Raw genomic sequence first — 22,237 nt, 5'->3', positions numbered from 1 at the left:
GCGTGGAAAAGTCCGTCTCGATCCGCATGGGAACCACCGGCAAGGCCGACGTCACCCGCACCTTTGACGAGATCGCCGCTTCTGGCGATGCATCGGCGAAGCGCTGGAGCAAGGCCTATGAGCGCGCCGGCGAGGACGTCGAAGCCGCCCTGCAGCGCCAAGCCGCCGCCGCCGCCAAGATCGCTGCCATCGCGCCGCAGTCTTCCGTGCAGATGCGGATCGAGGATGCGAACGGTACCGGCTTTGGGCAGTGGGAGGGCTCTGCCCGCCAATCCGCCGCAGCCTTCAAGGAGCTGATTGCCGCCGAAGAGCAGCTGGACGCGCGCACCCGCGCATTGGTGAGCGCCATCGATCCGGCGTTCGCGGCGCAGCAGCGCTACAATGCCGAGATGCGTGAGGCCGCGGCGCTGCATGATGCCGGGCGGATCACGCTCGACCAGTTCATTGCTGCCGAGCAGCAGGCTGCGGCCGTGCTCGACAAGGTGGCTGGCACCACGCGCACCACGGCGCAGGAAACTGCTGAGCTCACCGCCATGCAGGCGCGGGTGGAGGCGGCTGCTGGGACCGGCTTTGGGCAGTGGGAGGGCTCGGCCAAGCGCTCTGCGCTGGCGATGGGCGAACTGCTCGATGCCGAGGAGAGGCTGGAGCAGCGTACGCGCGCGCTGATCGCCGCCATCGACCCGGCCGCAGCCGCGCAGATGCGCTTCGACGCGGAGATGGCGAACGCAAGGGAGCTCGTCAGCCGCGGCGCGATCTCGCTGGACCAGTATGTCGCCAAGCTCCGGTTGGAACAGGACGCGCTCGACGACGCCACCGCCGCGCAGATGCGCGCAAACGTTTCCCAGGGACAGCTTCGTGCCGGCGGCCAGCAGCTCGCCTACCAGATCGGAGACATCACCCAGCAGTGGGCGCTGAACACGCCGTTGATGGTGATCTTCGCCCAGCAGGGTGGGCAGGTGGTGCAGGCGCTCGACCTGATGACGGGCGGCGCCAACCGCTTCATCTCCTTCATGGCCGGTACGTGGGGCGCTGTCCTCCTGGGTGCCGTCATGATCGTTGGGCAGTTGATCAGCCGATCGGGCGACGCGAGCACCGCAGCCGACGAGCTGGCAAAGCATCAGGAAAGCCTGTCCGGGATCATCGACAAGACGACCGGCCGGATCAAGGAACAGAACCAGGCGCTGTTGCAGAACGCGATTCTCGCCGCGCGCAAGGACGTGAACGACACGCGCGCTGCCTACGTCGACGCGCGCAGCAGCTTCGTGAACACGGCCGTGCCGATCCCAGGTCTGGCGCAGCTGCAGCAGCAGTTCGCTCGCGGCGAAAAGAGCGCAGCGCAAGTCTCGTCCGAACTGGCCGCTCTGACCCGCGAGTTCAAATATGGGACCACCGGCTATAAGCAGGTGGAGCACCTGCAGGGTCTGCTGAAGAACATCGTGGATACGGCGCGGACGGGTGTCAGCGCGCAGGCACAGGCAAGGCTGCTGAATGGCGCCGGCCGGCCGGGCGATGCGGCGATCGCGTTTGGAGACTTCAGCGGGGGCCGGAATGACCCTGCGAACACCGCCATCCTTGATGCTCAGGCGCGCTTGCAGGCAGGGAACCTGAGCAAGCTGCAAGAGGCGCAGGAAAAGCTCACCATCGCGCGCGAGAAGGCGAAGGAGGAACTGGAAAAGGGCATCATCACCCAGGACCAGTATACCGCCCGTCTGGCGCCACTCGAGGCGGCTGTGAACGCCGCCCGGGAGAAGACCGACCGACATGGCCAGTCCCTCGCGCGGCAGGCCGCGGCGATGGACGTAAATGCGCAGGCTTCCCTCGATCTAGCGCGCGCCTATCTGGTCGGTGGTGACGCCGCACTCCGCGCCGAGGCGGCCCGCAAGGGCCTGACCGACGCGACCCGCCGGGGCATCGACACCGACGCGCAGGTGCAGCGCCAGCTGCAGGTGATGGTCGGCGAGCAGGTGGCGAACGGCGCGAAGTCGGTCGCCCAGCTGCGCGAGGAGACAGAGGCCCGAGCGGCTGTGCGCGCCCAGGTCCTCGCCGGCACGCTGCCGGTCGAGGGGATGGCGCAGGCGCTGTCGGACGAGGCGGCGCTGCGCCCGCTGCTCAAGCTCCAGACGGTCGCGCAGGGCGAGGCGCTGGAGCAGCTGACGAAGGTGATCGAAGCCTATCGCGCGGCGCTGGCGGAGATGCACGCGGAGGAGGCGAAGGGCGCAGCGGCCGTCGAGACCAAAGCGTCCAAGGATCGCTTTGCGGAGACGATCGAGAGCATCCGCGACCTGGGCAAGGATCCGCTAACTGCCGCGCTTGATGCCGCGCGGCGTGCTGCGGAGCGGGACGCGGACGCCAAGAAGCTGAAAGGCGACGATCGAAGCGGGTTCGTGGAGGCGCGTGTTAATGAGGCGCGCGGCAACGAAGCATATCGCCGGGCGCAGTTCTACATGGGCACCGCTGCTGATCAGCGGGATTCGCTGGAGATGGCGAAGCTGGACCTCTCCCTCGCCGCGGCTGGCAACGACGAGCGCGATCGCGCGATGGCGAAGCTGGAATTCATCCTCCGCATGAAGCGCGAGGGTATCACTGCCGATAGCGAGGAAGGCCGGAAGCTGCTGGAGAACCAGGAGCTCCTTGACGGCGTCGCTGCCAAGGCGAAGCTCGCGGCCGCCGGCTTCCAGGAGATGCGCGACTTCGGCAACGACTTGGTGGACACGGTCCTGTCGGAGGATACCTGGTCCAGCTGGGGCAATGCCGGAAAGACCGTCCTCAACATGCTGAAAAGCGAGTTCGTGAAGCTCGCGCTGCTCAACCCGCTCAAGAACCTGATCAACGGCGACAAGGCCCTGCCGACGCTGAGCGGGATGCTCGGCAAGCTGGGCAGCCTGTTTGGCGGCAAGCCCGGCAACAACGCGGCTGGCACGGAATGGTGGTCCGGCGGCGCGACGTGGCTGGCGGAGAATGGGCCTGAGATCGTCAACCTGCCGCGCGGGTCGAAGGTCACCCCCGCTGGTGAGACGCGCCGGCTTCTCGGCGGTGGCGGGGCGCTGGGCGGCGAGCTTAGGCTGAAGCTCGACCTGACCCCGTCGGCCTACTTCGACGCCCGCGTGTCCTCAGTGGCCGGCCCGCTGGTGGTTGAAGGAGCGCAGGTGGCGGCAGCTGGCGGCGCAGCGATGGCGGAGGCGAACGACATGGCGGCAGGTACGCGCAGGCTCGGCCGGTGGCGGGGCTGATGCCGGTCGAGATCCCGCACCTGCGGATCAAGTCGTTCGCCCTGCGCCCGCGCCTGTTCAGCGGGGAGCAGGAGGGGGCGCTTGGCGGGCCGGACCTGCCGATCCCGCGGCCGGGCGACCGCTTTGCTGTCGACGTGGTGACCACGCAGTTCCGCAACGATGCCGAGGGGCGGATGATGACCGCGGCGCTGTTCCAGGCGAGCAACAGCAGTGCGATCATGCGGATCGTCCAGCCGAACCGCGCCCGGCGATCGGCAGGGTTCACGGCGGTGGTCGACGGCGGCGACCAAGGCGGCATGACTTTGTCCCTGCGCGGTTTGCAGCCGGGCGGTGCGCTTACCCGCGGCAACTTCTTCAGCATCGTGCACAACGGCCGCCGCTACGTGCACATGATCGCCTGCGCCGGCCAGATGATCGTGCCAGCGGACGGGCGGGTTGCCCTGCCGATCTGGCCGATGCTGCGATTTCTGACGGTCGACGGCGAGCCGGTCGAGTTCGTGGCGCCGATGATCGAGGGCAAGCTCCTCGGCTTCGACAAGGGCGCCAGCTTCGTGCGTGCGAAAACCGAGCCGCTGTCGTTCAGCATCCAGGAGCGGGCATGACCTTTCGCCTCACGCCACAGATGTCGGCGGCGCTGCGCACGGGACAGTATCCGTTCGCCCCGCTCGTGCGGGTGCAACTGCCGGACTATACGCTGTGCCATCTCGTCGGGTCGGCGGAGGTCCCGTTCAACGGCGAGCGCTTTGTGGGGGAGGATCCTCGCTTTGGCATCCTGGTCGCCGCGAGCAACCTTAAGGATGGCGTGGTCGACGAGGCGCCGGACTGGTCCCTGACCTTTGTTGCTCCGCAGGGGGCGGCAGTTTCGGAGTTGGTCGCGGCGACAGCCCAAGGGGGCGAAGTCGGGGGTTGGTTGGGATTGATCAACCCCGCTGACGGGCGGCTACTCCCGGAGCCGATCCAGCTGTTCGCCGGCGAGCTGGACGTGCCACGGGTCCGTGTGGGTCGGGGCACCCTAGCCCTGGAGTGGCGCTGCGCCTCCGCGCTCGAACCGTTCCACGACGAAGAGAAGGGCGCGCGCCTGTCCGACAGCTGGCACCGGCTCGTGTGGCCGAACGAAACCGGTCTCGCGAACATGACGGGGACCGACAAGACATCGATGTGGGGCGTCGAGAAGCCGCCCTCCACCGTGCGCGTTACCGGCGGCAGCGCCACCGCATCCTTCCTGGGGAACATCGGGCTATGAGCGCGCCTCTCCGCCGCCAGCAGGCGGCACAGGCGGCCGTCGACCGGTTCAAGGGCCAGCCGCTCGCATACGGGAAGAACGACTGCGTCCGGCTGGCGGCCTTCGTCCTGCGCAAGATGGGGCACCGGCCACAGCTGGCGAGGGCAGGGACCTACAGCAACGCCTTGGGCGCGGCGCGCGCATTGCAGCGCGCCGGGTTCGAGGATCTCGCGGCGGCGGTCGACGCGCTCGGGCTGCCTCGGATCGCACCTGCCGCTGCATGGGTGGCGGACCTGGTGCTGCTGCCAGCCGACGGGCCGTTCGGCGGTGCCCTCAGCGTCGCGGTGGGGAACGGCCGTGTGCTCGGCTATCACGAAGACGTGGAGGGGGCGGACATCCTCCAGCCGGTGAAGTACCTCGCGGCTTGGCGCGTCTAGCTTGCCGGCCGCATAGGCGCACATGCCAACGCCTGTTTCGCCGGCATCCAGGAGCGAACGTGCGTACCAGCCGGAGTGACCGATAGGTCTATCCGAGCCGCTGCCTTCCCTGCGCCGACGCCCCCGGCGATCCACACCAACGTCACCCGATCTGGCCGGTCCGGCTGGCGGTACACGTTGGGCGCGAGCCAGCCGTCCATATCGATCAGGCACCGCTCGACATCACCGATCGAAGCAGGCGTGTCGTAATCAGCGACGGGTTCCTTCTCGTCGAACTTCGACAACGGCCCAGACAGGGCGGGGGCGCTGAGCAGCAGTAGCGCCGCGGCAATCATCTTCATCAGATCCCTCCCTCAGGAGCACGCATGGCCAAGGCTCTCCGTACGGCAGCCTTTGTTGTAGGCGCAGTAGCGCTCGCCGCAACCGGTGTCGGCGCGGCCGTGTCCCTTGGCGCGGTTGCGGCAAGTGCTGCCACCGCCACCGTGGCGACGGTAGCCACCGTGGCCCAGGTTGGCGCCGCCGCGCTCTCCATCGCCGCCTCGATCGCGCAGCCGAAGGGTTCGCTCGGCGGCAACCCGACCGAGTTCACGATCGATAAGGAGTCCGGCATCCCGTATGCGATCGGCCGGACCTATTCGGCCGGCAAGGTCGTGCACCGCCAGTACTACGGCTCGAAGAACAGCCTGGAGAGCTGGGTTGCGGTCCATAGCCTCGGCCCGATCAAGAGCCTCGGACCGTTTCAGGTGTCGAAGGCCACCGTCCCATTCCAGAACGGCGCCGCGATCGGGACCTATGCGGGCTATATGTGGCTGGACCAGCAGCTGGGCGCCTGCCCGGAAGCCCGCGCGCTACAGGGCCCGCAGGGGCCGTTCCCCGGCTGGGACCCGACGTCGAAGCTGTCCGGCCTCGCCGCGGATCTCTGGACGCTCAAGTTCGACACCAAGGGCAAGAAGTACCCGAACGGCGTCCCCGAGCGCGGGCGGATCCTGGAGGGCGTGTTCGTCTACGATCCGCGCCTCGACAGCACCTATCCGGGCGGCTCCGGGCCGTGCCGGCTGGGGCAGGAGGCAACCTACGTCTACAGCGAGAGCCCGGCGCTGCATGCCATCACCTGGGCCTATGGCCGGGTGCAGAACGGCACGCTGGTAGCCGGCGGCGGGATGAAGGTCGTGGGGATCGACCTGGCGCCCTTCGTCGAGTGGGCCAACGTCTGCGATGCCAACGGCTGGAAGGCGGGCGGGATCGTCTACACCAGCGCCGACAACGACTGGGACATCTTGAAGATGATCTGCCAGGCGGGCGGTGCGGAGCCGATGCCGGTCGGCGGGCAGTTGTCGGTGACCTTCAACGCGCCGCGCGTCTCGATCGGCACGATCACGAGCGCAGACATTATCGGCGACGTCGACGTGCCGGGTACCGCCAGCCGCCGCGCCCGCCGCAACACCGTCATTCCTCGGGTGCGGCTGGAGAGCCACGGCTGGGAGGTCGTGCCGTTGAACGCGATCGCGATCCCCGACTATGTGGCGGTCGACGGCGGCAGCCGGCCGAAGGAGATCACCTTCCCGCTGGTGCAGCAGGTCGACCAGGGCGCGCAGCTGGGGCTCTACGAGATCCTGAACGGCCGCGAGCTCGACGGCATTCTTCTTCCCTGCAAGGCGACGATGATCGGCTACCGGCCGGGCGACTGCCTGACGGTGGACATTCCCGAAGCGGCGATGGTCGGCCGGGACGTCGTAGTCCGCAACCGCGAGATCGACATGGCGACTGTGGGCGTGACGTTCACCTGCCGGTCGGAGACGGCCTCCAAGCACAGCTTCGCGCTCGGGCACGGCGGCACGGCGCCGCCCACGCCCGACCTCTCGATCCCGGAACTGGACCTGAGCGCACCGGATGCCGGCGATTGGACGGCCAATGGCGCCGTGCTGAGCGCCAACGGCGTGTCCTTCCCGGCGGTGATCGTCACCGGCTCGGCCGACGATCGCCCGCTGGCGGGCGTGCTGTTCGAGTATCGGCCGTACATCCCCGATGCGGATTCGGACGCCGGCTGGAGCGGCGGCGGTCTCGACGGGCCGGGGATCACGCGCAAGGAGATCACCAGCGTCACCTCCGACACCCAGTACGAGGTCGCGGTGCGCTACATGGTGGGCGGGACCTATAGCGACCGGCTGGTGCTGGGACCTGTCACGGCTGGCGTGTTCAGCGCCTCCGGCGGTGCGCAGGCGGCGATCGCGACCTCCTTCCCGATCGGGCTGACGATGTCGGCCGCCGACACCGGAGCGGTGGCGATCAGCGCGCACACGCGTCGCTACACGGACGGGCACGTCGACGTCGCCGTCAACGGCGCGACGATCAACACCGGCCTGGAGCCCGGCGCCTTCCGCGCGATCGGGTATGACGACGAAGACCGGGAAGGCGGCGCGGTCGCCTATCAGCTGTTCGAGGACGACATCGACGCCCGCGCGTCTCCGGACCATCCTGGGCGCCACTACCTCGGCTACGTCATCATCCCCACCGCCGGCAGCCCGCCGTCGGGCGGGGGCGGGGCGGCCCCGCCGGGCGGGTACTGCGTGACTACGGACACGCCGATCCTGATGGCGGATGGCAGCGAGAAGCCGGCTGGTGAGATCGTGGTGGGCGATTGCGTCCGGACCCGCCACGAACTGCGGCTGAACGATGTCGCAGGAGGCTGGGGCATCTTCCCGGTCGAGGCGGTGGAGATCGCGGAGAGCGAGGACGTCTGGGAGGCCGAGGTGGGCGGCCGGATGCTCCGCGCGACCGGCGAACACCTCGTCTACACCGGCAGCTGGCGGCCGATGCGGGAGATCGGTGCCCAGCTCGCCGGCACGCACACCATCGTGAAGATGACCGTGACCGACGCCCACACCTACGTCTCGAACGGCGTCCTCTCGCACAACATCAAGATGAACACGCCCGAGATGCCGAACCAAGCCTGAGGCGCGCGCCTCCACGACACGCTTCCAATCAGGGGAACCGCAAATGGCGACTGATGCCCGCTGGGACATGGCGTTCCGGCGCAACAATGTGCGCACGTTCACGATCCGGCTGAAGGGCGTGGATCTCACCGGCAAGACGATGCGCCAGCAGGTGCGCCTGGCGCCGGACACTCCCGGTGCGCCGGTGATCGCGCTGGAGACGGTGACCTCTGCGACGGCGGAAGGCCTGCGCCTGGCGGCCGTCGAGGTGGTCGACGGCGCGCCGGTGAGCACGATCATCGGTCGCTACAATCTCACCACCATGCGCGACAAGCTGCCCTACGGCGGCGAGGTCGGCGACGACTATCCCATGGTCCACGAGATCGAGATCGACGGAAAGACCCGCTTCTACGGTCGCTGGGTTGCCCGCGCGACGGTGCTGGATAGCGAAGCTGCGCCGTTGCAGCGGGAGCCGCTGGCTGGCGTCCAGCGCGGCCTCGTGTCGGCGGACACGGTAGAGATCTCTGCCACCATTTCCGCGGACGAGGCGATCGAGGTCACGCTGGATGGTGCTGGCGATCTGGGCCCGCTGCTCGGCAGCGCGCAAACTGCAGCGGCGGCCGCTCAGCAGGCTCTCGCCATGGTGCAGCATGCAACGAAGACGCTGTACTCCGACGCTGTCCTCGGCCGTATGCAGGCGCCGGTCGCGGGATTGAAGGCGGCGAACAACACCTTCCTGATCGGCCCGATCCCGGCCGCCGACTTCGTCCGCAGCGTCGAGTTCGCTTCAAACGGTGCGGGCACCTTCCAACTTGCCCGATATACGCTCGCCGACGGGATCTACACGCGGCAGGCGGCAAGCGCGGTCGTCACGATCAACGACGCCGGTGCGAAGACGCTGACCTCTGCCGATTACGGGGAGTTTCCCGTCCAGGCGGGCGACTACATCGGCTTTTACGGCAACGGGCCGCTAAGCTATACGGCATCCACCGCGACAGACACCTTCGCATGGAAGCAGATGGCGGCCGGACTGCCGGCAAGCGGCGCCGCGACGGACGGGAACATCGCTTCGCGCATCGAGGTCCGCATCACCGTGTCGAAGCAGGTGGTGTCCGCGTCGGGGTTTAGCGCCCTTCAGGCTGCCGCGGCGGCTCTCCAGAGCACGGTCTCCGCAGATTCCCTGATCGTGGCCGGGCTGAGCCGCACCGGCGTGACGCAGACGATCGGCCGCACGTCGGAGCCCGTCACCGGCAGTTCTGCGAACTCTGCGACCGTGATCTTCGCGACGCCGATCGCCAAGGACGGCAGGCTGAAGGTGGAAACCTTCGCTGGCGAGCCGAGCACGATGAAGGTCGGACGCTACACGTTGTCCGGAACGACCGTCACGCTGGTCGCGTCCTACACCTACACGCTGGCCGCAGGCGGGTTGCAGACGGTGGCAACCGACATCCCGGTGAAGGCCGGTGAGCTGATCGCCGTGCAGGGCGCGGCGAGCTTCACTTACACGGGCACGAATGACGCTGGCGGCTACTACACGACCGCGGCAGGGATGCCCGCCAGCGGCACCGTTCAGAGCGCCAAGCTCACTACCAACAGCTTCCAGGTCCGGCTATCCGTCACCACGACGACGCCGATCGTGACCGCGGACAGCTTTCAGGCGCTGCAAGAGGCAGTCGCCGCGGGCGGCGGCAGCGGCAGCAGCCCTGCAAGCGGGCCCATTCTCCCGTTGTCGCAGCCCAATAGAATCCCGTTGCCAACACCGGACGGTTGGAGCGGGCTGCTCTCCTATGGGCAGTCGCTTTCCTCGGCATGGCTGTCCGTGCCGCCGATCTCGACCGCGCAGCCCTATAGCAACCTCACGTTCGGCAGCGGGCCGAAGTCGGGGAAGGCTGGAAACACCTACAATGCCGGCAACACCTCCCCGGGGACGTCCACCTCGAAGCCGTTGGTGGAGGATACCGCCGCCGCGGACGGCGCCGGCTCGGCAGGCGAGACACCGTGCTCCGGCGCGGCGAACACGTTCGTGGAGCTTGCCTTCATCAACAACGGCGTCGACCCGGCGGCGAACGTGGTGTTCGCGAGCGCGCCTGGTCACGGCTCCTATCGGATTACGCAGCTCGGCAAGAGCTCGGCTTGGTACGCCAATTTTCTCGACCATGTGCGCGATGCCCGGGCGCTCGCCGTCGCGGCAGGAAAGACCTACCGTGTCGACGCGGTGTCGTGGATGCAGGGGGAGGCCAATACCACTGCGTCGGACACGGTTGCGACGTACCAGTCCCTCCTGCTGCAGCTTCAGACCGACATCGACGCGGACGTGCGGGCGATCACCGGGCAGGCGGAGCCGGTGCACCTGTTCGTTTACCAGACGGCTACCACGGCCAGCACCTCGCGCACCAACCTCGATGTGCCCACTCTGGGGCAGTTTGGGGCGGTCAACGCGCGCCCGGAGCTGATCCACTTCGTTGCCCCGGTTGTCCACCTGCCGCCCGCGACCGACAACGTGCACCTCTCCGCGGTCGCGGAGCTTTGGTACGGCCGGATGCTGGGGCGCGCAATCTATCAGGCGGTGTACGAGGCTCGGCAGCCGGACTGCGTTTGGCCCCTTCGAGCCTACGCCAAGGGGAACGTCCTCAGCGTCAAGTTCCGCGCGCCACGGCTGCCGCTCGTGCTGGACCCGGCGACCTTCGGTGCCGTGACGGACATGGGCTTCAAGGTCTCGGACGATACGGGCGCGCTGACGCTGTCGAGCATCGCCATCGGCAGCGACGGTGCGAGCGTCACCATGACGCTCAACCGCGCGCTGGGCGCGAACCCGATCATTCGGCACGGGCTCGATTACACGTCCGCTGCCAACACCTTTCAGATGTCGAAGAACGGGTGCCTTCGGGACAGCACCCCGGAGAAGACGACCATTGGCGGTATCGCCCGGCCGCTCTGGCACGTCGCGCCGGCTTTCCAGCTGCCAATCCGGGTGTTGGCTGCGGAAAGCTGAGCCCGCTGCCACCTACCGGCCTCTAGGCGACGCCCGGCGCTTCCCGGGCAGGGAGACCTCCCATGAACCCACTTTGGGGAATGTTCGCGGTGCTGGTTGGCACCTTCCTGCCCCTGTCGCTCACGCTCAGGGCGGCGGCGCAGGTGTGCCACGATTACCAGCTCGGCCTGTGGCACCCAGTTAACGTCTACCGCTGGATCAAAATCGCACTGATCGTGCCCATGCTCGTGATCGTCGCACCCGCCGGCGTCTTTCTGATGTTCGGGATCGGCGATCGAGCCATGGCGGAGCGGATCGTGACCTTCCTCGCCTCCGCCCGCGGCGTGATCCTGGTTGTGGGGTTGCTGGTCGCCGCCTTCATCGTCGACAAGGAGCGCGCGCGGATGAACGACCAACTGACGCGCCGGCCGACCTCGGAGGAGCACCGAACCAAGGTGCAGTTCCGCCACGACACGATGATTGTCCTGATTCTGTTCACGCTGGCGCTCGCCTGGGCGGTGGCGGCTTAGTGGCCGGGCAGAACATGGTCGCGGCCGCAGTGGGGCCAGCCGCGATCGCGTTCCTGGGCCTCAACGTGGCGATCATGCCGGCGCTGTTCGGCGTCTCCGGTGTAGTGCTCGGCCGGTACATCGCCCAGTCCGTGCGCCGCGAGGGGGAGGAGCGTGTCACCAGCCGCACCAGCATGGCGCTGACGGCCCTGTTCGGCATGGGGATGATCGCGATCTCCGCCGACATGGAACTGACGCCCTTCCGCGCCCTGGGCGTCGGCGCTGCTGCCGGCTTCATCGGACTGGGCCTGCTCGAGTTCCTCGCGGAGCAGTTCTCGGAGCGCCTGCGCGGCGCGATCGACGGCTTCTTCAACCCGCGCAAGTAGTGCGGCGCCGGCGCGGCCGGCCCTCCTGAAAGGACCAACAATGGCAAAGACGGCGAGCCAGCTGGTCGACGGCGTGATCGCGCGCGAGGGTGGCTATAGCAACCACCCGGCCGACCGGGGCGGCCCCACGAACTGGGGCATCACCGAGCAGGTGGCGCGCGCCTATGGCTACAAGGGCGACATGCGCGTCCTGCCGCGGCAGACCGCAGTCGAGATCTACCTCAAGCGCTATTGGACCGCGCCCGGTTTCGACAAGGTGGCACAGCGTGACGCGGCGATTGCAGCCGAACTGTTCGACGCTGGCGTGAACATGGGCCCGGCCTGGGCGGGCAAGTTCCTGCAGCGCGCGCTGAACCTTCTGAACAGCGAGGCGAAGCACTATCCGGACATCGCAGTTGACGGCGGTGTCGGCGCAATGACGCTGGCGTCGCTCGACGGCTACCTGAGGCAGCGGAACAACGGCGAGGGTAGGGCGGTGCTCCTGTGGCTCGTGCGCGCCTTCCGGACCGGGCGCTATGCGGACATCGCTGAGGCCAACCGAACGCAGGAGGTGTTCCTGTACGGCTGGGTCGCGCGCCAGGTGCGAGAAGCGGAATGACCGCGCTCGCACTGCTGCGCCGCTTCTGGTGGGCGCTGCCGATGATGGTGCTTGGCGCCGCGCTACTCGCCACACGGGCGACCCTGGCCGACCGCACGGCCACGCTGCGCGCCGAGCGGTCCGCCTGGACCTCGGCGCTCGACGATGTGGAGAAGGCGCGGCTGGCGGCAGAGCGGCGTTTCGCCACCAACCTCGCGCAGGCGGCGACCAACTACGCCGATGGCTTGGCGGCGCGCCAACCGATCATTGTTCGATCCACCAACACCGTGAGGGAATATGCGCAAACTGATGCTGGGCGCGTGCTGTGCCGCGATGCTGACCGGGTGCGCGCGATCGACGCCCTCGATGCCGAACTCGCCGAGGCTGCCGGATCCGCCGGCGGCGGCGCTGGTCCCGTGCGAGCCGACACCGCAGCGGCGGCAGGCGGACGGTAGCGCGACAGCGGCCGATGAGGATGGGACGATCCGCGATGGGCGGTTCGACCTCGCCGCGTGCGAGGCGAAGCGACGGCTGCTGTTGGAGGCTTGGCCTACGCAGCAGAAGCGGTGAAGCAGCTAAAAAAGGCCCCGCCTGCACGAGCGGGGCTGGTTCAGGCGGGAAACTACTCAAACCGGTTGCGCGCGATCATCAACGGGTGGGTCTGGTGCGAAGTTCCGCGCCTGCGCCCACATCAAACGCTCGCTGGCCATGGAAAAAAGGCCGCTCGGGCGCGATCAACGGTCGGGCGTGCGGCGCTCGATCTCGCCCCTCAACGCTTCGATAGCGGGATCACCAACGTCGCCGATGGTCTGTTGGTAGGCCTTCAATAGGTCGTCATCATCCCGCGGCAGGAATGCTTTCCTACCGTCGCCGATGACGTACAGATGGTAGACGTAATTCGGGCCCTTCCCGATCTCGCCCGGTACGTCACGGCAGACTGCTGGTGCCGTTACTCGCCGGTAGGCGTAGACCACGGCGGCTTCTTGGGTGTTCTGTCCATTTAGAGGGCCGCCATAAATCGGGTAACTAGCCAACTTTTGATTATCCTGCCTCATGCGCTACCTCGGCGGGATGCGAGAAATGCCTGCACCTCAGCGGCGCTAAACATCGGCACCGTCGATATATTTCTGGTCTGGTGCAGCCGCCGCAGCAGGATATCGATATCAGTGACGGTCAGCCCGCTCGACGCGTCAATCACCGTGTTGTTATCGGCGTATCGCTTTCGGAAAGACTCTAGCCGCTGGAAGGCTGCGTCAAGTGCTGCGAAGTCGGTCATGTGCTCACTCCTCGAAGTCGCGCGCTCATCCCGACATCCTCTCGATCCTTGTCTAAACTGCGCTCCGGGCACATGAGGCGCAAGGTCGCACTGGGCTTGTATCCGCTCGTCAGCTTCCCTGCTCGGGCTCACCAGGGCTCTGGGCTTCTGCGGCGTCTATAGCTTTCAGAAGGTGATCGAAGCAGGATACATTCTCCACCGGATACGCACGTTTGAACCCAGCGCCGAGAACTTCGAGGTCTCGCTGGCAGAGCAGCCCGACGGCCACGATACGATTCGACCGTTCCATTGCCACGATCCTGTTAGTCGAAGCTTACTTGCGCTGGCATTAGCCGGAGGCGCAGGCGCCACATCATGGAGGAGATCTCCTCGGGATTGCGGTGTAGCCGGTTGGCGATTTCCGCGACGGGGTGGCCTTGCTGAAGCTGGTTCCGAAGCCCGGTGATGTCGGTCTGAGTCCATCGACGTTGCGGGTTCATCGCTCACCCCCGCCTTGAAGCACGGGCGAGCTGCGCCCGGGTTCCCGCCCGGTCAGATTACGCATTGCATCTTGGCGATCCGAGGCGTTCTCAGGCGAAGCCCCGATCGGGGTTCTCACTCATCAACCGGTCTTGTTCGGTTCGTAGGTTCATTGCCCGTTGCTGCAGCGCCGCACTCCTCAGTTTCCGAGCATCGGAGCGCTCCGCGGTGTCAGCTTCCTTGGCCCATGCCACAGCCGCAACCGCGGCAACTCGCCGGCTGTTCTCCAAGGGAGCGGACGTTGCGAGTGCTAGCTGGCGGGCTTCTTGAGCCCGACAGAACGTGACCGATAGCGTCATGGGAGTTCCTTGATCACATCGTGCCAAGGGCAGCGCGACGCTTCATGAACTGAACGGCTGGGAATCCAGTTCGGGCCCGCTCCCCCGGATATTTGTAAATAGCTAGACTCATTTCCCTTGCCGCTGCAGCTTCGGTGAGGGGAAGAATCACATGCGATACCTGCTGCTGGCCGTAATCCTCGCCGTTGGCCCTGCCAACGTGAACCCATGCAATGCTGCGTCCGGGGCATCAGTCGCTTGTTGCAAGACGTGCTCCAAGGGAAAAGCGTGCGGGAATAGCTGCATCGCACGTGACAAGACCTGCCATCGGCCGCGGGGGTGCGCCTGCGATGGCTGATAGGGACGACTCAATGTCTCAAGACCGGAACGACATCTTTGGAATTTTGACGCGGATTGCCGTGGCTTGGCTCAATAATCCAAGGCACCAGCTCGCGGTAGATGAAGTTCCAATACTCATCGAGCGGATCCACGAGGGTCTAGCAGGTGTTCAGGCTGGTGTTCGGCGAGCGAGCGACAATCCGCAGGGGACGGCGTCAGGACACACCCCGGCGGTAACTGTCAGTGAGTCGCTAGCGTCTAAGGACCACATCCTTTCGATGATCGACGGAAAGCCGTACAAGTCGCTGCGTCTGCATCTAGCGGCGTACGGCCTCACTCCGGAAGAATACCGGACACGCTATCATTTGAAGCCCACCTACCCAATGGTTGCGGAAAACTACTCTGCCGCTCGGCGGCAGATCGCCATACGGATGGGCCTGTCCGAGTTGCGCAAGAAGGTCTGATCTGCTGCCTGGGCTACATCAGCGTCTGCACTGATGCCGCTTCCAGTACCGAGACCAGCGGAGAACCGTCCCGGTGGCAACCATCGCGCAGGAAACATCGCCTGCGGACGGTGAAACGCACCAGGCGCCCGTCCTGCTGCCAACCGCTGGCCCGGTCGAGGTGCAGCGCAGCGCCGGCCCCCGGACCAGCAACTGAAGGGCGCCGTCCGCGCCGCGAAGAAGAACCCGGAGATGCGTTGGGTGTGGTCGGTCTGGTCGCGCCGAAGCTGGTGCGGAAGATCGCGCCTATCGTCGTGGCGGCGGCGGTAAAAGAAACCCCGCCAGCGGGGGGCAGGCGGGGCTAGTTCCCTGGGGGTACAGGGCGGGACCGTAAAGCTGAGCAACAGAGGATGAAGTCAGCCCGGCCCCTCTGGCGCTCGACTGTGACATGTTGATGAAAGAGCCAGGCCGCCGTGTCACCCCTTCCCGTGCCGCCTTCAGCACCGGTGCCCCTTCCAGTACCGCGACCACCGCAGCACCGTCCCGCCGCGCACCATCGCGCAGGAGATGTCGCCCTCGGTCGGCGACACGCACCAAGCGCCCGTCCTGCTGCCCACGGCCTGCCCGGTCGACGTGCACCGAAGCGTCGGCCCGCGCACCAAGACGTGGCCCTGTTTGCTCTTGCCGGTGGCCGTCCCCAGCAGTCGCACCAGGGCCTGCCGCGCTTCCTCGGCCGAAGCCCGCGGGCAAGGCTGGTTGCTCCGGCAGCTACCATCGGACTCGCGCGCGGCGATCCCGGCAAGTCGGATGCGTGGACCTTCCTTGCACCAAACCGGTCCATCTCCGTCCCAAACACGGGTTGGAGTGCAGGTAAAAGATTGGCCGGCGGGGATCACCACGGCGGCAAGCGCAGCAAGGAGGAGCATCAAAGGGCTGCTACGCGCGTGGCGTCTCGCCGTCCATGCAGGTCTGGGCGGATAGAGGCGGGAACCGTCGTGCGATCTGCAGGGCACCTATTGCTATGCGGCTGGGGGTATCCGTGGGGGTATCCAGCCGCGCCCGGCTTGCCGGAATGGCGGTTTTCCGACGCTGATGGTGCTTAGTTCGATGGGTGCCGGGCCCACCAGCGCCTCTCCTTCGATGGCTGCGTGCTCGATCGACGGGCGAAGCTTCGGGGCTATCCCAATCCGTGGCGAACCTGCGGTGGTGGGCGGAACGGTGCGCTTCGGCCGCCGTTTCAAGGGCGAGGAGATCGCCCATGAACGACACCGGACCTTTCGACCGGGATCACCCGCAGGTGGATCCGCAACGGACCGAGCCCAAGAACGCCTTTGATCGGAGCGACGGCACCTCGGGTCAGGAATATACGCCCGAGCGCGCGCTCGAGGAATATGGCGACAGTTCCGTTGCGCCTGTCCATGAAAGCGGCCTCCCGCGAGGCGGCGCGGAGGCAGCCGAGGGGCAGGACCTTCCGCCCGACAATGGCAGCCGGGCATGGATCAACCAGAAGACCGGCGAGGTCCATGGCAGCGGCGCGGGCGCGGGCGGCGGCAATCCGGGAGAGGACTATGACAGCGACCGTCAGGGCGGCTCCGGCTATCCGCTGACCGGATCCGAGCAGGACGGGAAGGGGCAGGCTCCGGACTGAGTCAGCTCCCCGACCGGCAAGATCGAGGAACAGCCCGCGCGCGGGGTCGCCCAACAGCGCAGCGTTGGTCGGGGAGACAGGATTCCTGACCTATTTTCTTCGCCAGCTAAGTGCTTGATTTCACGTCACCGCGCAGCCCGTCTGTCGGCGAGTTGCGCAGCAAGGGGTACAAGAAGGGGTACAGCGAGGCAATCGGATTTGCACCCCGGTGACGGACGGGCTCGGGTCGCCTATCGTTGGAGCTGAACCCTCCCGCCGCGGCGGGACTCCCGCTGGATAGTTGCGCCTGATGAATGCCGTAGAGATCGAAGAAGCCGTTTCCGACCTGGTCCTGCAGCCGTTCGACGCCGCCGAGTTTCCGTTCCAGTTCATCACGGCGTTCGGAGCCAAGAAGGCGACTGTCGATCGGCTGCGCGCGTCGAAGAACGGCACCAACCAATCGATGTCGGCGGCGTCCTGCAGCGGAACAACATCCACGTCGGCATAGCGCCCGCAGGCGAGGTCGGCGCAATGCTGGCGACCCTGCGCACAACCCCCAAGACCGCCGGCGCCAAGGCGAAGTTCATCCTCGCAACCGATGGTGAGACGGTGGAGCCGAGAATCTGGTCGGTGGCGACGTGGTTGCCTGCGCCTATGCCGACCTGCCGCGCCACTTTGCGACCTTCCTGCCGCTGGCGGGCATCTCGACGGTCAGGAGCGGATCATCGCCGGTTTCGAAGATATCGTGAGGTTCCGGGACGAGCACGGCCGCGGACCCAAGCACGGCGAGGGGAGGGACATATTCGAGCGCCTCTATGCCGTGCGGCTAGACCGTCTGCGGGTTCTGCCCGAAGCTCGCGAATTGCTGGGTGGCATCGACAGTCATGGCCTGCTTGACGGTAGCGACACTGCGGCCGGTCCCGCGCCCGATGCGCTGGACGACGGTGCCCTCCTGGCCGAGCTGGGGATCGACGTCCCGGCGCCCGACGACATCACACAGTTGCGGAATGTCCGTCCGAACAGCGAGCGCAAAGCCGCCGAGGACATTGCCGACGCGAAGCGCTGCGAGGATTTCGCCACCTTCAAGCCGCTGTTCGCCCAAGTTCGGGCTGACCTGGAGGCGGGCGTGCGCGCGACCCGCCCGTTCGTGCGCGACCTAGGCATGTCCAAGGCCGATATTCAGCCCGGCGAGTTCTTCATTCTGGGCGGGCAGACCGCTTATGTTGCCGAGGTGGGCGACCCTATCAAGGCGCCCAATGGCCAGACCGACGCGCGGCTTCGCGTCATCTACTCCAATGGCACCGAAAGCGATCTGCTGCTCCGCTCGCTCCAGCGCGCGTTGTACAAGGATGAAGGCGGGCGGCGGATCAGCGAGCCGACAGCCGGCCCGCTGTTCGGGCAGGCCGACCCGATTCAGGCTGAACCCGAACAGCTGGCAACGGGGACGCTCTATGTCCTGCGCAGCCGTTCGAGCCACCCGACGATTGCAGCCAATCGTGAGCTTATACACAAGATCGGGATCACGGGCGGATCGGTCGAAGCGCGCATCTCCGGCGCTGCCGATGACGCCACCTACCTTCTGGCGGACGTCGATCTGGTCGCGACGTATAAGCTCTACGACGTCAATCGACCGCGCCTGGAAGCGCTAATCCATCGGGTCCTCCGCCGGGTACGCTTCGACGTCGCAATTGCCGACCGCTTCGGCAAACCGGTCCGGCCGCGCGAATGGTTCTTGGTGCCGCTGCACGTCGTCAACGAGATCGTCGAACGGATCGGCGACGGCACATTGGCGGGCATGGTGTACGATCCCGAGGCGGCCGGCTTGGCTCCAAGTACGACTTGAATTGGGCCGGTAGCCGCCCGTCTGCTTTTGGCGTGAGAGACGCGATAGCTGCCGCCCGGCGCTCCCTAAGGCTTCATAACCGCTGACGCCCCTACTCGCAGACGCGGAACGCTGCCAGGAAGGTACGAAGGTGATGGGGACGGCCGGTGCCGTGGATCACGATGCCTTTTCGTCCATCAGGACCAGCAATCGGCCTTGTACCACCCGGATGAAAGTCACCGCCCAAAGACAGGCGCTCGCGCGAAATCCTCCTTGCCGAACGGGCGATCGTTGAAGAGGTAAGCGTAATAGAAATCGCGCAAGCGGCGGTGGAAGTCGCGGATTCGGTCCTGATAGGCGAGCTGTGCGGTCAGATCCGTCGCGGCCAGTCGGGTGAGCAGCGCCTGCACGCCAACGGACGGCAGCACCCAGCCAAGCGCGCGCGCCGCAGCGTCGCGCCGCTCCAGCCCCGCGCGATAGGCGCGCACCTGGCCCGCCACGCTCTCGTCGCCGTTCTGATGGAACGCGAGATACCATTTGTAGTGGAACTCCGGACCCAGTGGGGCCGAGGCCGCCCAGCGTGGGTGATTGGCGTAGAAGCGCCGCATCGTTTCCTCGCGCGGGATATCCCAGGCGTGGTTCACGCGCTCGCGTTGCGCCAGGGCGATCTCGGCCCCCTGATCAACCGGAACCGCGCGGTTGATCGCGACATGCGCCAGAGTCGGGACGATCAGCACCAAAACCAGCCAGCAGGCGGCAAGCGTCGCGGCGTTGGCGACCGAGCTCCAGCGCAAGCGGCCGATCAGCGCCGCCAGTCCAATCCAGAACGACAGATACGCCGCGATCACCGCGAGGATCAGCAGGATCGCGCCGATGCCGACGCCGGACACAATAGCGGCGAAAGTGAACGGCACCGCCAGCACCGCCCAGAGCAACGCCAGCCGCACCAAGGTCCGGCGGCGCATCAGCCCCGAGCCGCCGCGCGGAAGCGCCGTCAGCGTGCGCAGCCGCCCCGCCTCGCGCTCGCCCGAAACCTGATCGTGAAACAGCGCGATCACGAACAAGGGCGCAAGGAACACCAGCACGAAGGCGAAGTCGAAGCGCCCGGGAAGCGCGAGCTCGGGATTGAAGGTGTCACCATCGTAGATCTGCGCTTCCAGCCCCAGCGCACGGACGCGCAGGATGTAGGGCGACACGTCGCGCATCCCGAGCGCCGCGAAGGCGAGCGGAGATGGCGCGTCCCACGTCGGGTGGAAGCTGTAATAGGCCGCGCTGCCGGCATCCTTGGTCCGGTCCACATAGTCCGCGACGGCGGCGATGTCCTCCGCCTGCGCCGCGGGGATCGCGGCGATTGCGGCGCGTTGGCGCGACACTTCTGCCATGCCCGCGGCCAAGGCGGCTACCGAAAGAACCGCCAGCAGCGCCAATGCCACGGTGCTGAGGCGCCCGCGCAGCAGCAGCCGCAATTCATGCTTCCAAAGCGTCATCGGCGTTCTCCCAGGCGGCGGGAGGCGCGGACGAGCAGCAGGCCAGCGACGGCCAGCCAGCCAAGCACGATCACGAGTCCGGGCAGCGCGCCCGCTGCCAGTGCGGCGCCGCTCGGCGCCCGATAGGTGAAGTCCGGCATCTGTCCCCAATTGTCCGCCGCCACGCGCTTGCGCCGGTCGGCATCGGCGTCGGTGGCGGTATCGTCGCTGTAGCTGACTGCCTCGGCCTGCATCCGGTTGAGCCGCTGGACGAGCGCGTAGCGATACGCTTCCGCCTGCTCGAGGAAGCGGCGGTGTCCTGCAAAGTCGGTGCCGGCGGCAGCCATCGACAGCGAGCGAAGCGCGATCGCCGGGCTCAGCACGCCTACTCCCTCCACCAGCGCATTCTGCCGGTCCTGCGCGGCGTAGCTCTTGCCGGCATAGCGATCGAACAGTTCGGAGGTGAGCCGTTCGCCCTCGAGCGCCAGAAGGCCCTTGTAGTTGACCGGCAGATCCTCGACCTGCTTCACACCGTAGCGCTTCAGCACCGATTGTTTGAAGGCGGCGAAGTGCGGATCGTCTGGATTGTGGCTGTCGCCCATCCGTCGCAGGTCGCGCGCGATGGCGACATCGGTCTGAAGCCGGTTCTGCAGCGGCACCGCGGCACTCGCCAGATCGGGCGCGACACGCGGCAGCAGCACGACGGCGACGGCCCACAATGCGACGAGCGCCAGCAACGCATCGCGGCTGCGGCGGACCGAAGCGGAAACCAGCAGGATCAGCACAACCCAGAGCGCGAGATAGGCGGCATAGCCGATCGCGATAATCGCCATGGGCAAGGCCAGCGCGCCGGGCTGGCCGGCGATTGCGACGAAGCCGATCATCGCCGGCAGCCCCGCGAGCAGCGCCACCCCGCCCAGCGCCAGCAGCTTGCCGCGCACCACCTGGCCGCGCGACGCGCCTTGCAGCATCAGCAGGCGCATCGTGCCGCGTTCAGTCTCCCGCGCAAGCGCACCATAGCCCAGGAATATCAACAACAATGGCGCGACGACCTGAAGGACGAAGGCGGGAGTTAGCTGGCCGAAGCGGACCAGCAGCGAGCTTTGCCGCACGTCGCCGAAATTGGCGGTGTTCTGGCGGTGCCCCTCGAGGAACATGCTGCTGCCCGTGAACGCGTCGACGCCGGGATCGAAGGCGGCGAGCCGTCCCAGCGGCCGGAAGATGAAGTGGCCATAGTGGACCACCCGGTGCGGATGACGATCGGGCTGTGCATCGAAGGCGTGCTCCGCGACATGCTGGTGCCGGGCACGGAGCTCCGCGTTGCCGCGCTGGTGCGCCCAGGAACTGAGCACCGCCACCAGCGTCAGCAGCACCAGAAGTGTGAAAGCGATCACCGCGACACGATTGCGGACCATCAGCCGCAGCTCGTCGCGAGCGATAAGGCGAGTAGCGCTCATGCCGCGAGCCGCTCCGCCGCCACCGCGAAACGGGCGTGGAGCGCGCGCACGTCGAACCGTTCCGGCCCGCTCGCCGCGACTTCCTCGACAATGCGGCCGGCCTCGAGGAATCCGATCCGGTCGGCGACATCGGCGGCGGAGAGCAGGTCGTGCGTCACCATCAGCACCGCGGTGCCGCGATCGCGCACCGCGGCGACCAGCGCATTGAAATCGACGGTAGCACGCGGGTCGAGCCCGGAGGTCGGCTCATCGAGCAGCAGCACGGGCACTTCACGCAGCAACGCGACCGCGATCGCCACCTTCTGCCGCATCCCCTTGGAGAAGCCGCCAAGCCGCTGGTCCCAGGCGCGTTCCTGAAGCCCCGCCGCGGCAAAGGCATCGGTGATGATCCGCCGTTCCTTGCGTTCCTCGGACAGCGCCAGCAGATAATCGGCATTCTCGGCGGCGGTCAGGTGCTCGTAGAGCGCCACATTCTCCGGCAGATAGGCGATGCGCCGGCGCGCGGCGTCCGGATCCATGCCCGGGTCGACGCCTGCCACCAGGACCGTCCCCGATTGCGCGCGCACGAAGCCGAGCAGCGCCGCCAGCGTCGTCGACTTGCCCGCGCCGTTGCCGCCGAGCAGTGCCGTGATACTGCCTGCGGGCACCTGCAAGGAAAGCCCATCGAGGACGCGATGCTGGCCGTACGCGAGCACCAGATTGTCGATCAGGATCGGTGCGGGAGTGTCTTTGGTCATCGGCTGAT

21 protein-coding genes are annotated in these 22,237 nt (G+C 67.0%); 14 read left to right on the top strand and 7 right to left on the bottom strand.

Features of this window, described 5'->3' with window-relative positions; translation table 11 throughout:
- Positions 1-2 precede the first annotated feature (2 nt).
- The 4 genes from EO081_RS07430 to EO081_RS07415 are packed head-to-tail and all read left to right on the top strand — an operon-like array spanning position 3 to position 4,889.
- Entirely contained in the window at positions 3-3,230 is a 3,228-nt protein-coding gene (locus EO081_RS07430) for a coiled-coil domain-containing protein (RefSeq protein ID WP_129341209.1), read from the top strand.
- Positions 3,230-3,832, top strand: coding sequence for a hypothetical protein (locus EO081_RS07425; protein WP_129341208.1), 603 nt, complete (start codon positions 3,230-3,232; stop codon positions 3,830-3,832). Before EO081_RS07430 ends, EO081_RS07425 begins: the two co-directional genes overlap by 1 nt.
- Positions 3,829-4,473, top strand: a complete 645-nt coding sequence (locus EO081_RS07420; RefSeq protein ID WP_129341207.1) for a hypothetical protein — start codon at positions 3,829-3,831, stop codon at positions 4,471-4,473. The genes EO081_RS07425 and EO081_RS07420 overlap by 4 nt, the downstream gene beginning before the upstream one ends.
- A complete protein-coding gene (locus tag EO081_RS07415) occupies positions 4,470-4,889 on the top strand; it encodes a DUF6950 family protein (RefSeq protein WP_129341206.1) in 420 nt (139 codons plus the stop codon). Before EO081_RS07420 ends, EO081_RS07415 begins: the two co-directional genes overlap by 4 nt.
- Here EO081_RS07415 and EO081_RS07410 read toward each other — a convergent pair.
- Entirely contained in the window at positions 4,886-5,230 is a 345-nt protein-coding gene (locus tag EO081_RS07410; RefSeq protein WP_129341205.1) for a hypothetical protein, read from the bottom strand. The two genes, EO081_RS07415 and EO081_RS07410, sit on opposite strands and share 4 nt — an antisense overlap.
- Before the next feature lie 24 nt (positions 5,231-5,254).
- On the opposite strand from EO081_RS07410, the gene EO081_RS07405 reads away from it, so the two are divergent.
- From EO081_RS07405 to EO081_RS07380, 6 genes are all read left to right on the top strand, one after another.
- Positions 5,255-7,843 carry a Hint domain-containing protein gene (locus EO081_RS07405; protein ID WP_129341204.1) on the top strand — a complete coding sequence of 863 codons (2,589 nt, stop codon included), beginning with the start codon at positions 5,255-5,257 and terminating at the stop codon, positions 7,841-7,843.
- A gap of 43 nt (positions 7,844-7,886) precedes the next feature.
- Positions 7,887-10,814 (top strand): sialate O-acetylesterase, encoded by a 2,928-nt coding sequence (locus EO081_RS07400; protein WP_129341203.1) that lies wholly within the window; start codon positions 7,887-7,889, stop codon positions 10,812-10,814.
- A gap of 62 nt (positions 10,815-10,876) precedes the next feature.
- Entirely contained in the window at positions 10,877-11,323 is a 447-nt protein-coding gene (locus tag EO081_RS07395; protein ID WP_129341202.1) for a hypothetical protein, read from the top strand.
- The gene (locus tag EO081_RS07390; protein WP_129341201.1) at positions 11,323-11,688 is read left to right on the top strand and encodes a hypothetical protein; all 366 of its coding nucleotides are present in this window, start codon (positions 11,323-11,325) and stop codon (positions 11,686-11,688) included. The genes EO081_RS07395 and EO081_RS07390 overlap by 1 nt, the downstream gene beginning before the upstream one ends.
- Before the next feature lie 40 nt (positions 11,689-11,728).
- A complete protein-coding gene (locus tag EO081_RS07385) occupies positions 11,729-12,286 on the top strand; it encodes a glycoside hydrolase family 108 protein (RefSeq protein WP_129341200.1) in 558 nt (185 codons plus the stop codon).
- Entirely contained in the window at positions 12,283-12,720 is a 438-nt protein-coding gene (locus EO081_RS07380) for a hypothetical protein (protein WP_129341199.1), read from the top strand. Before EO081_RS07385 ends, EO081_RS07380 begins: the two co-directional genes overlap by 4 nt.
- 279 nt (positions 12,721-12,999) lie before the next feature.
- Here the strand turns inward: EO081_RS07380 and EO081_RS07375 are convergent, their stop codons facing one another.
- Both EO081_RS07375 and EO081_RS07370 read right to left on the bottom strand, forming a co-directional pair.
- Positions 13,000-13,320, bottom strand: a complete 321-nt coding sequence (locus tag EO081_RS07375) for a hypothetical protein (protein ID WP_129341198.1) — start codon at positions 13,318-13,320, stop codon at positions 13,000-13,002.
- Positions 13,317-13,541 (bottom strand): hypothetical protein, encoded by a 225-nt coding sequence (locus EO081_RS07370; protein ID WP_129341197.1) that lies wholly within the window; start codon positions 13,539-13,541, stop codon positions 13,317-13,319. Before EO081_RS07370 ends, EO081_RS07375 begins: the two co-directional genes overlap by 4 nt.
- A gap of 1,168 nt (positions 13,542-14,709) precedes the next feature.
- On the opposite strand from EO081_RS07370, the gene EO081_RS07360 reads away from it, so the two are divergent.
- Complete coding sequence (locus tag EO081_RS07360) at positions 14,710-15,141, top strand: Ros/MucR family transcriptional regulator (protein WP_129341195.1); 432 nt, start codon at positions 14,710-14,712, stop codon at positions 15,139-15,141.
- Between the two features lie 476 nt (positions 15,142-15,617).
- Here EO081_RS07360 and EO081_RS17015 read toward each other — a convergent pair whose 3' ends face one another.
- Positions 15,618-16,046, bottom strand: coding sequence for a thermonuclease family protein (locus tag EO081_RS17015; RefSeq protein WP_129341194.1), 429 nt, complete (start codon positions 16,044-16,046; stop codon positions 15,618-15,620).
- Positions 16,047-16,378: 332 nt separating this feature from the next.
- Here EO081_RS17015 and EO081_RS07350 point away from each other — a divergent pair, with 332 nt between their 5' ends.
- From EO081_RS07350 to EO081_RS07340, 3 genes are all read left to right on the top strand, one after another.
- Positions 16,379-16,768, top strand: coding sequence for a hypothetical protein (locus EO081_RS07350; RefSeq protein WP_129341193.1), 390 nt, complete (start codon positions 16,379-16,381; stop codon positions 16,766-16,768).
- Positions 16,769-17,057: 289 nt separating this feature from the next.
- Positions 17,058-17,255 (top strand): type IIL restriction-modification enzyme MmeI, encoded by a 198-nt coding sequence (locus EO081_RS16945; protein ID WP_322612200.1) that lies wholly within the window; start codon positions 17,058-17,060, stop codon positions 17,253-17,255.
- 237 nt (positions 17,256-17,492) lie between these two features.
- The gene (locus tag EO081_RS07340) at positions 17,493-18,590 is read left to right on the top strand and encodes a GIY-YIG nuclease family protein (protein ID WP_240697572.1); all 1,098 of its coding nucleotides are present in this window, start codon (positions 17,493-17,495) and stop codon (positions 18,588-18,590) included.
- A 215-nt stretch (positions 18,591-18,805) separates the two neighbouring features.
- Here the strand turns inward: EO081_RS07340 and EO081_RS07335 are convergent, their stop codons facing one another.
- Genes EO081_RS07335 through EO081_RS07325 form a run of 3 tightly spaced genes read right to left on the bottom strand, consistent with a single transcriptional unit; the run spans position 18,806 to position 22,229 of the window.
- Positions 18,806-20,056: an ABC transporter permease gene (locus EO081_RS07335; protein WP_129341191.1), complete on the bottom strand. Its 1,251-nt coding sequence runs from the start codon at positions 20,054-20,056 to the stop codon at positions 18,806-18,808.
- Positions 20,053-21,492, bottom strand: coding sequence for an ABC transporter permease (locus tag EO081_RS07330; RefSeq protein WP_129341190.1), 1,440 nt, complete (start codon positions 21,490-21,492; stop codon positions 20,053-20,055). The genes EO081_RS07335 and EO081_RS07330 overlap by 4 nt, the downstream gene beginning before the upstream one ends.
- Positions 21,489-22,229 (bottom strand): ABC transporter ATP-binding protein, encoded by a 741-nt coding sequence (locus tag EO081_RS07325; RefSeq protein ID WP_129341189.1) that lies wholly within the window; start codon positions 22,227-22,229, stop codon positions 21,489-21,491. The genes EO081_RS07330 and EO081_RS07325 overlap by 4 nt, the downstream gene beginning before the upstream one ends.
- Positions 22,230-22,237: the final 8 nt, after the last annotated feature.

The sequence above is a fragment of the Sphingomonas desiccabilis genome (assembly GCF_004135605.1).
Lineage (GTDB): Bacteria > Pseudomonadota > Alphaproteobacteria > Sphingomonadales > Sphingomonadaceae > Sphingomonas > Sphingomonas desiccabilis.
This window is presented reverse-complemented; position numbering and strand designations above follow the sequence as displayed.

Coding starts and splice junctions, on each gene's coding strand:
- EO081_RS07370 (WP_129341197.1), bottom strand. CDS start 13,541: ATGACCGACTTCGCAGCACTTGACGCAGCCTTCCAGCGGCTAGAGTCT.
- EO081_RS07395 (WP_129341202.1), top strand. CDS start 10,877: ATGAACCCACTTTGGGGAATGTTCGCGGTGCTGGTTGGCACCTTCCTG.
- EO081_RS17015 (WP_129341194.1), bottom strand. CDS start 16,046: ATGCTCCTCCTTGCTGCGCTTGCCGCCGTGGTGATCCCCGCCGGCCAA.
- EO081_RS16945 (WP_322612200.1), top strand. CDS start 17,058: ATGAATGCCGTAGAGATCGAAGAAGCCGTTTCCGACCTGGTCCTGCAG.
- EO081_RS07350 (WP_129341193.1), top strand. CDS start 16,379: ATGAACGACACCGGACCTTTCGACCGGGATCACCCGCAGGTGGATCCG.
- EO081_RS07325 (WP_129341189.1), bottom strand. CDS start 22,229: ATGACCAAAGACACTCCCGCACCGATCCTGATCGACAATCTGGTGCTC.
- EO081_RS07375 (WP_129341198.1), bottom strand. CDS start 13,320: ATGAGGCAGGATAATCAAAAGTTGGCTAGTTACCCGATTTATGGCGGC.
- EO081_RS07415 (WP_129341206.1), top strand. CDS start 4,470: ATGAGCGCGCCTCTCCGCCGCCAGCAGGCGGCACAGGCGGCCGTCGAC.
- EO081_RS07385 (WP_129341200.1), top strand. CDS start 11,729: ATGGCAAAGACGGCGAGCCAGCTGGTCGACGGCGTGATCGCGCGCGAG.
- EO081_RS07335 (WP_129341191.1), bottom strand. CDS start 20,056: ATGACGCTTTGGAAGCATGAATTGCGGCTGCTGCTGCGCGGGCGCCTC.
- EO081_RS07360 (WP_129341195.1), top strand. CDS start 14,710: ATGTCTCAAGACCGGAACGACATCTTTGGAATTTTGACGCGGATTGCC.
- EO081_RS07405 (WP_129341204.1), top strand. CDS start 5,255: ATGGCCAAGGCTCTCCGTACGGCAGCCTTTGTTGTAGGCGCAGTAGCG.
- EO081_RS07410 (WP_129341205.1), bottom strand. CDS start 5,230: ATGAAGATGATTGCCGCGGCGCTACTGCTGCTCAGCGCCCCCGCCCTG.
- EO081_RS07380 (WP_129341199.1), top strand. CDS start 12,283: ATGACCGCGCTCGCACTGCTGCGCCGCTTCTGGTGGGCGCTGCCGATG.
- EO081_RS07420 (WP_129341207.1), top strand. CDS start 3,829: ATGACCTTTCGCCTCACGCCACAGATGTCGGCGGCGCTGCGCACGGGA.
- EO081_RS07330 (WP_129341190.1), bottom strand. CDS start 21,492: ATGAGCGCTACTCGCCTTATCGCTCGCGACGAGCTGCGGCTGATGGTC.
- EO081_RS07425 (WP_129341208.1), top strand. CDS start 3,230: ATGCCGGTCGAGATCCCGCACCTGCGGATCAAGTCGTTCGCCCTGCGC.
- EO081_RS07400 (WP_129341203.1), top strand. CDS start 7,887: ATGGCGACTGATGCCCGCTGGGACATGGCGTTCCGGCGCAACAATGTG.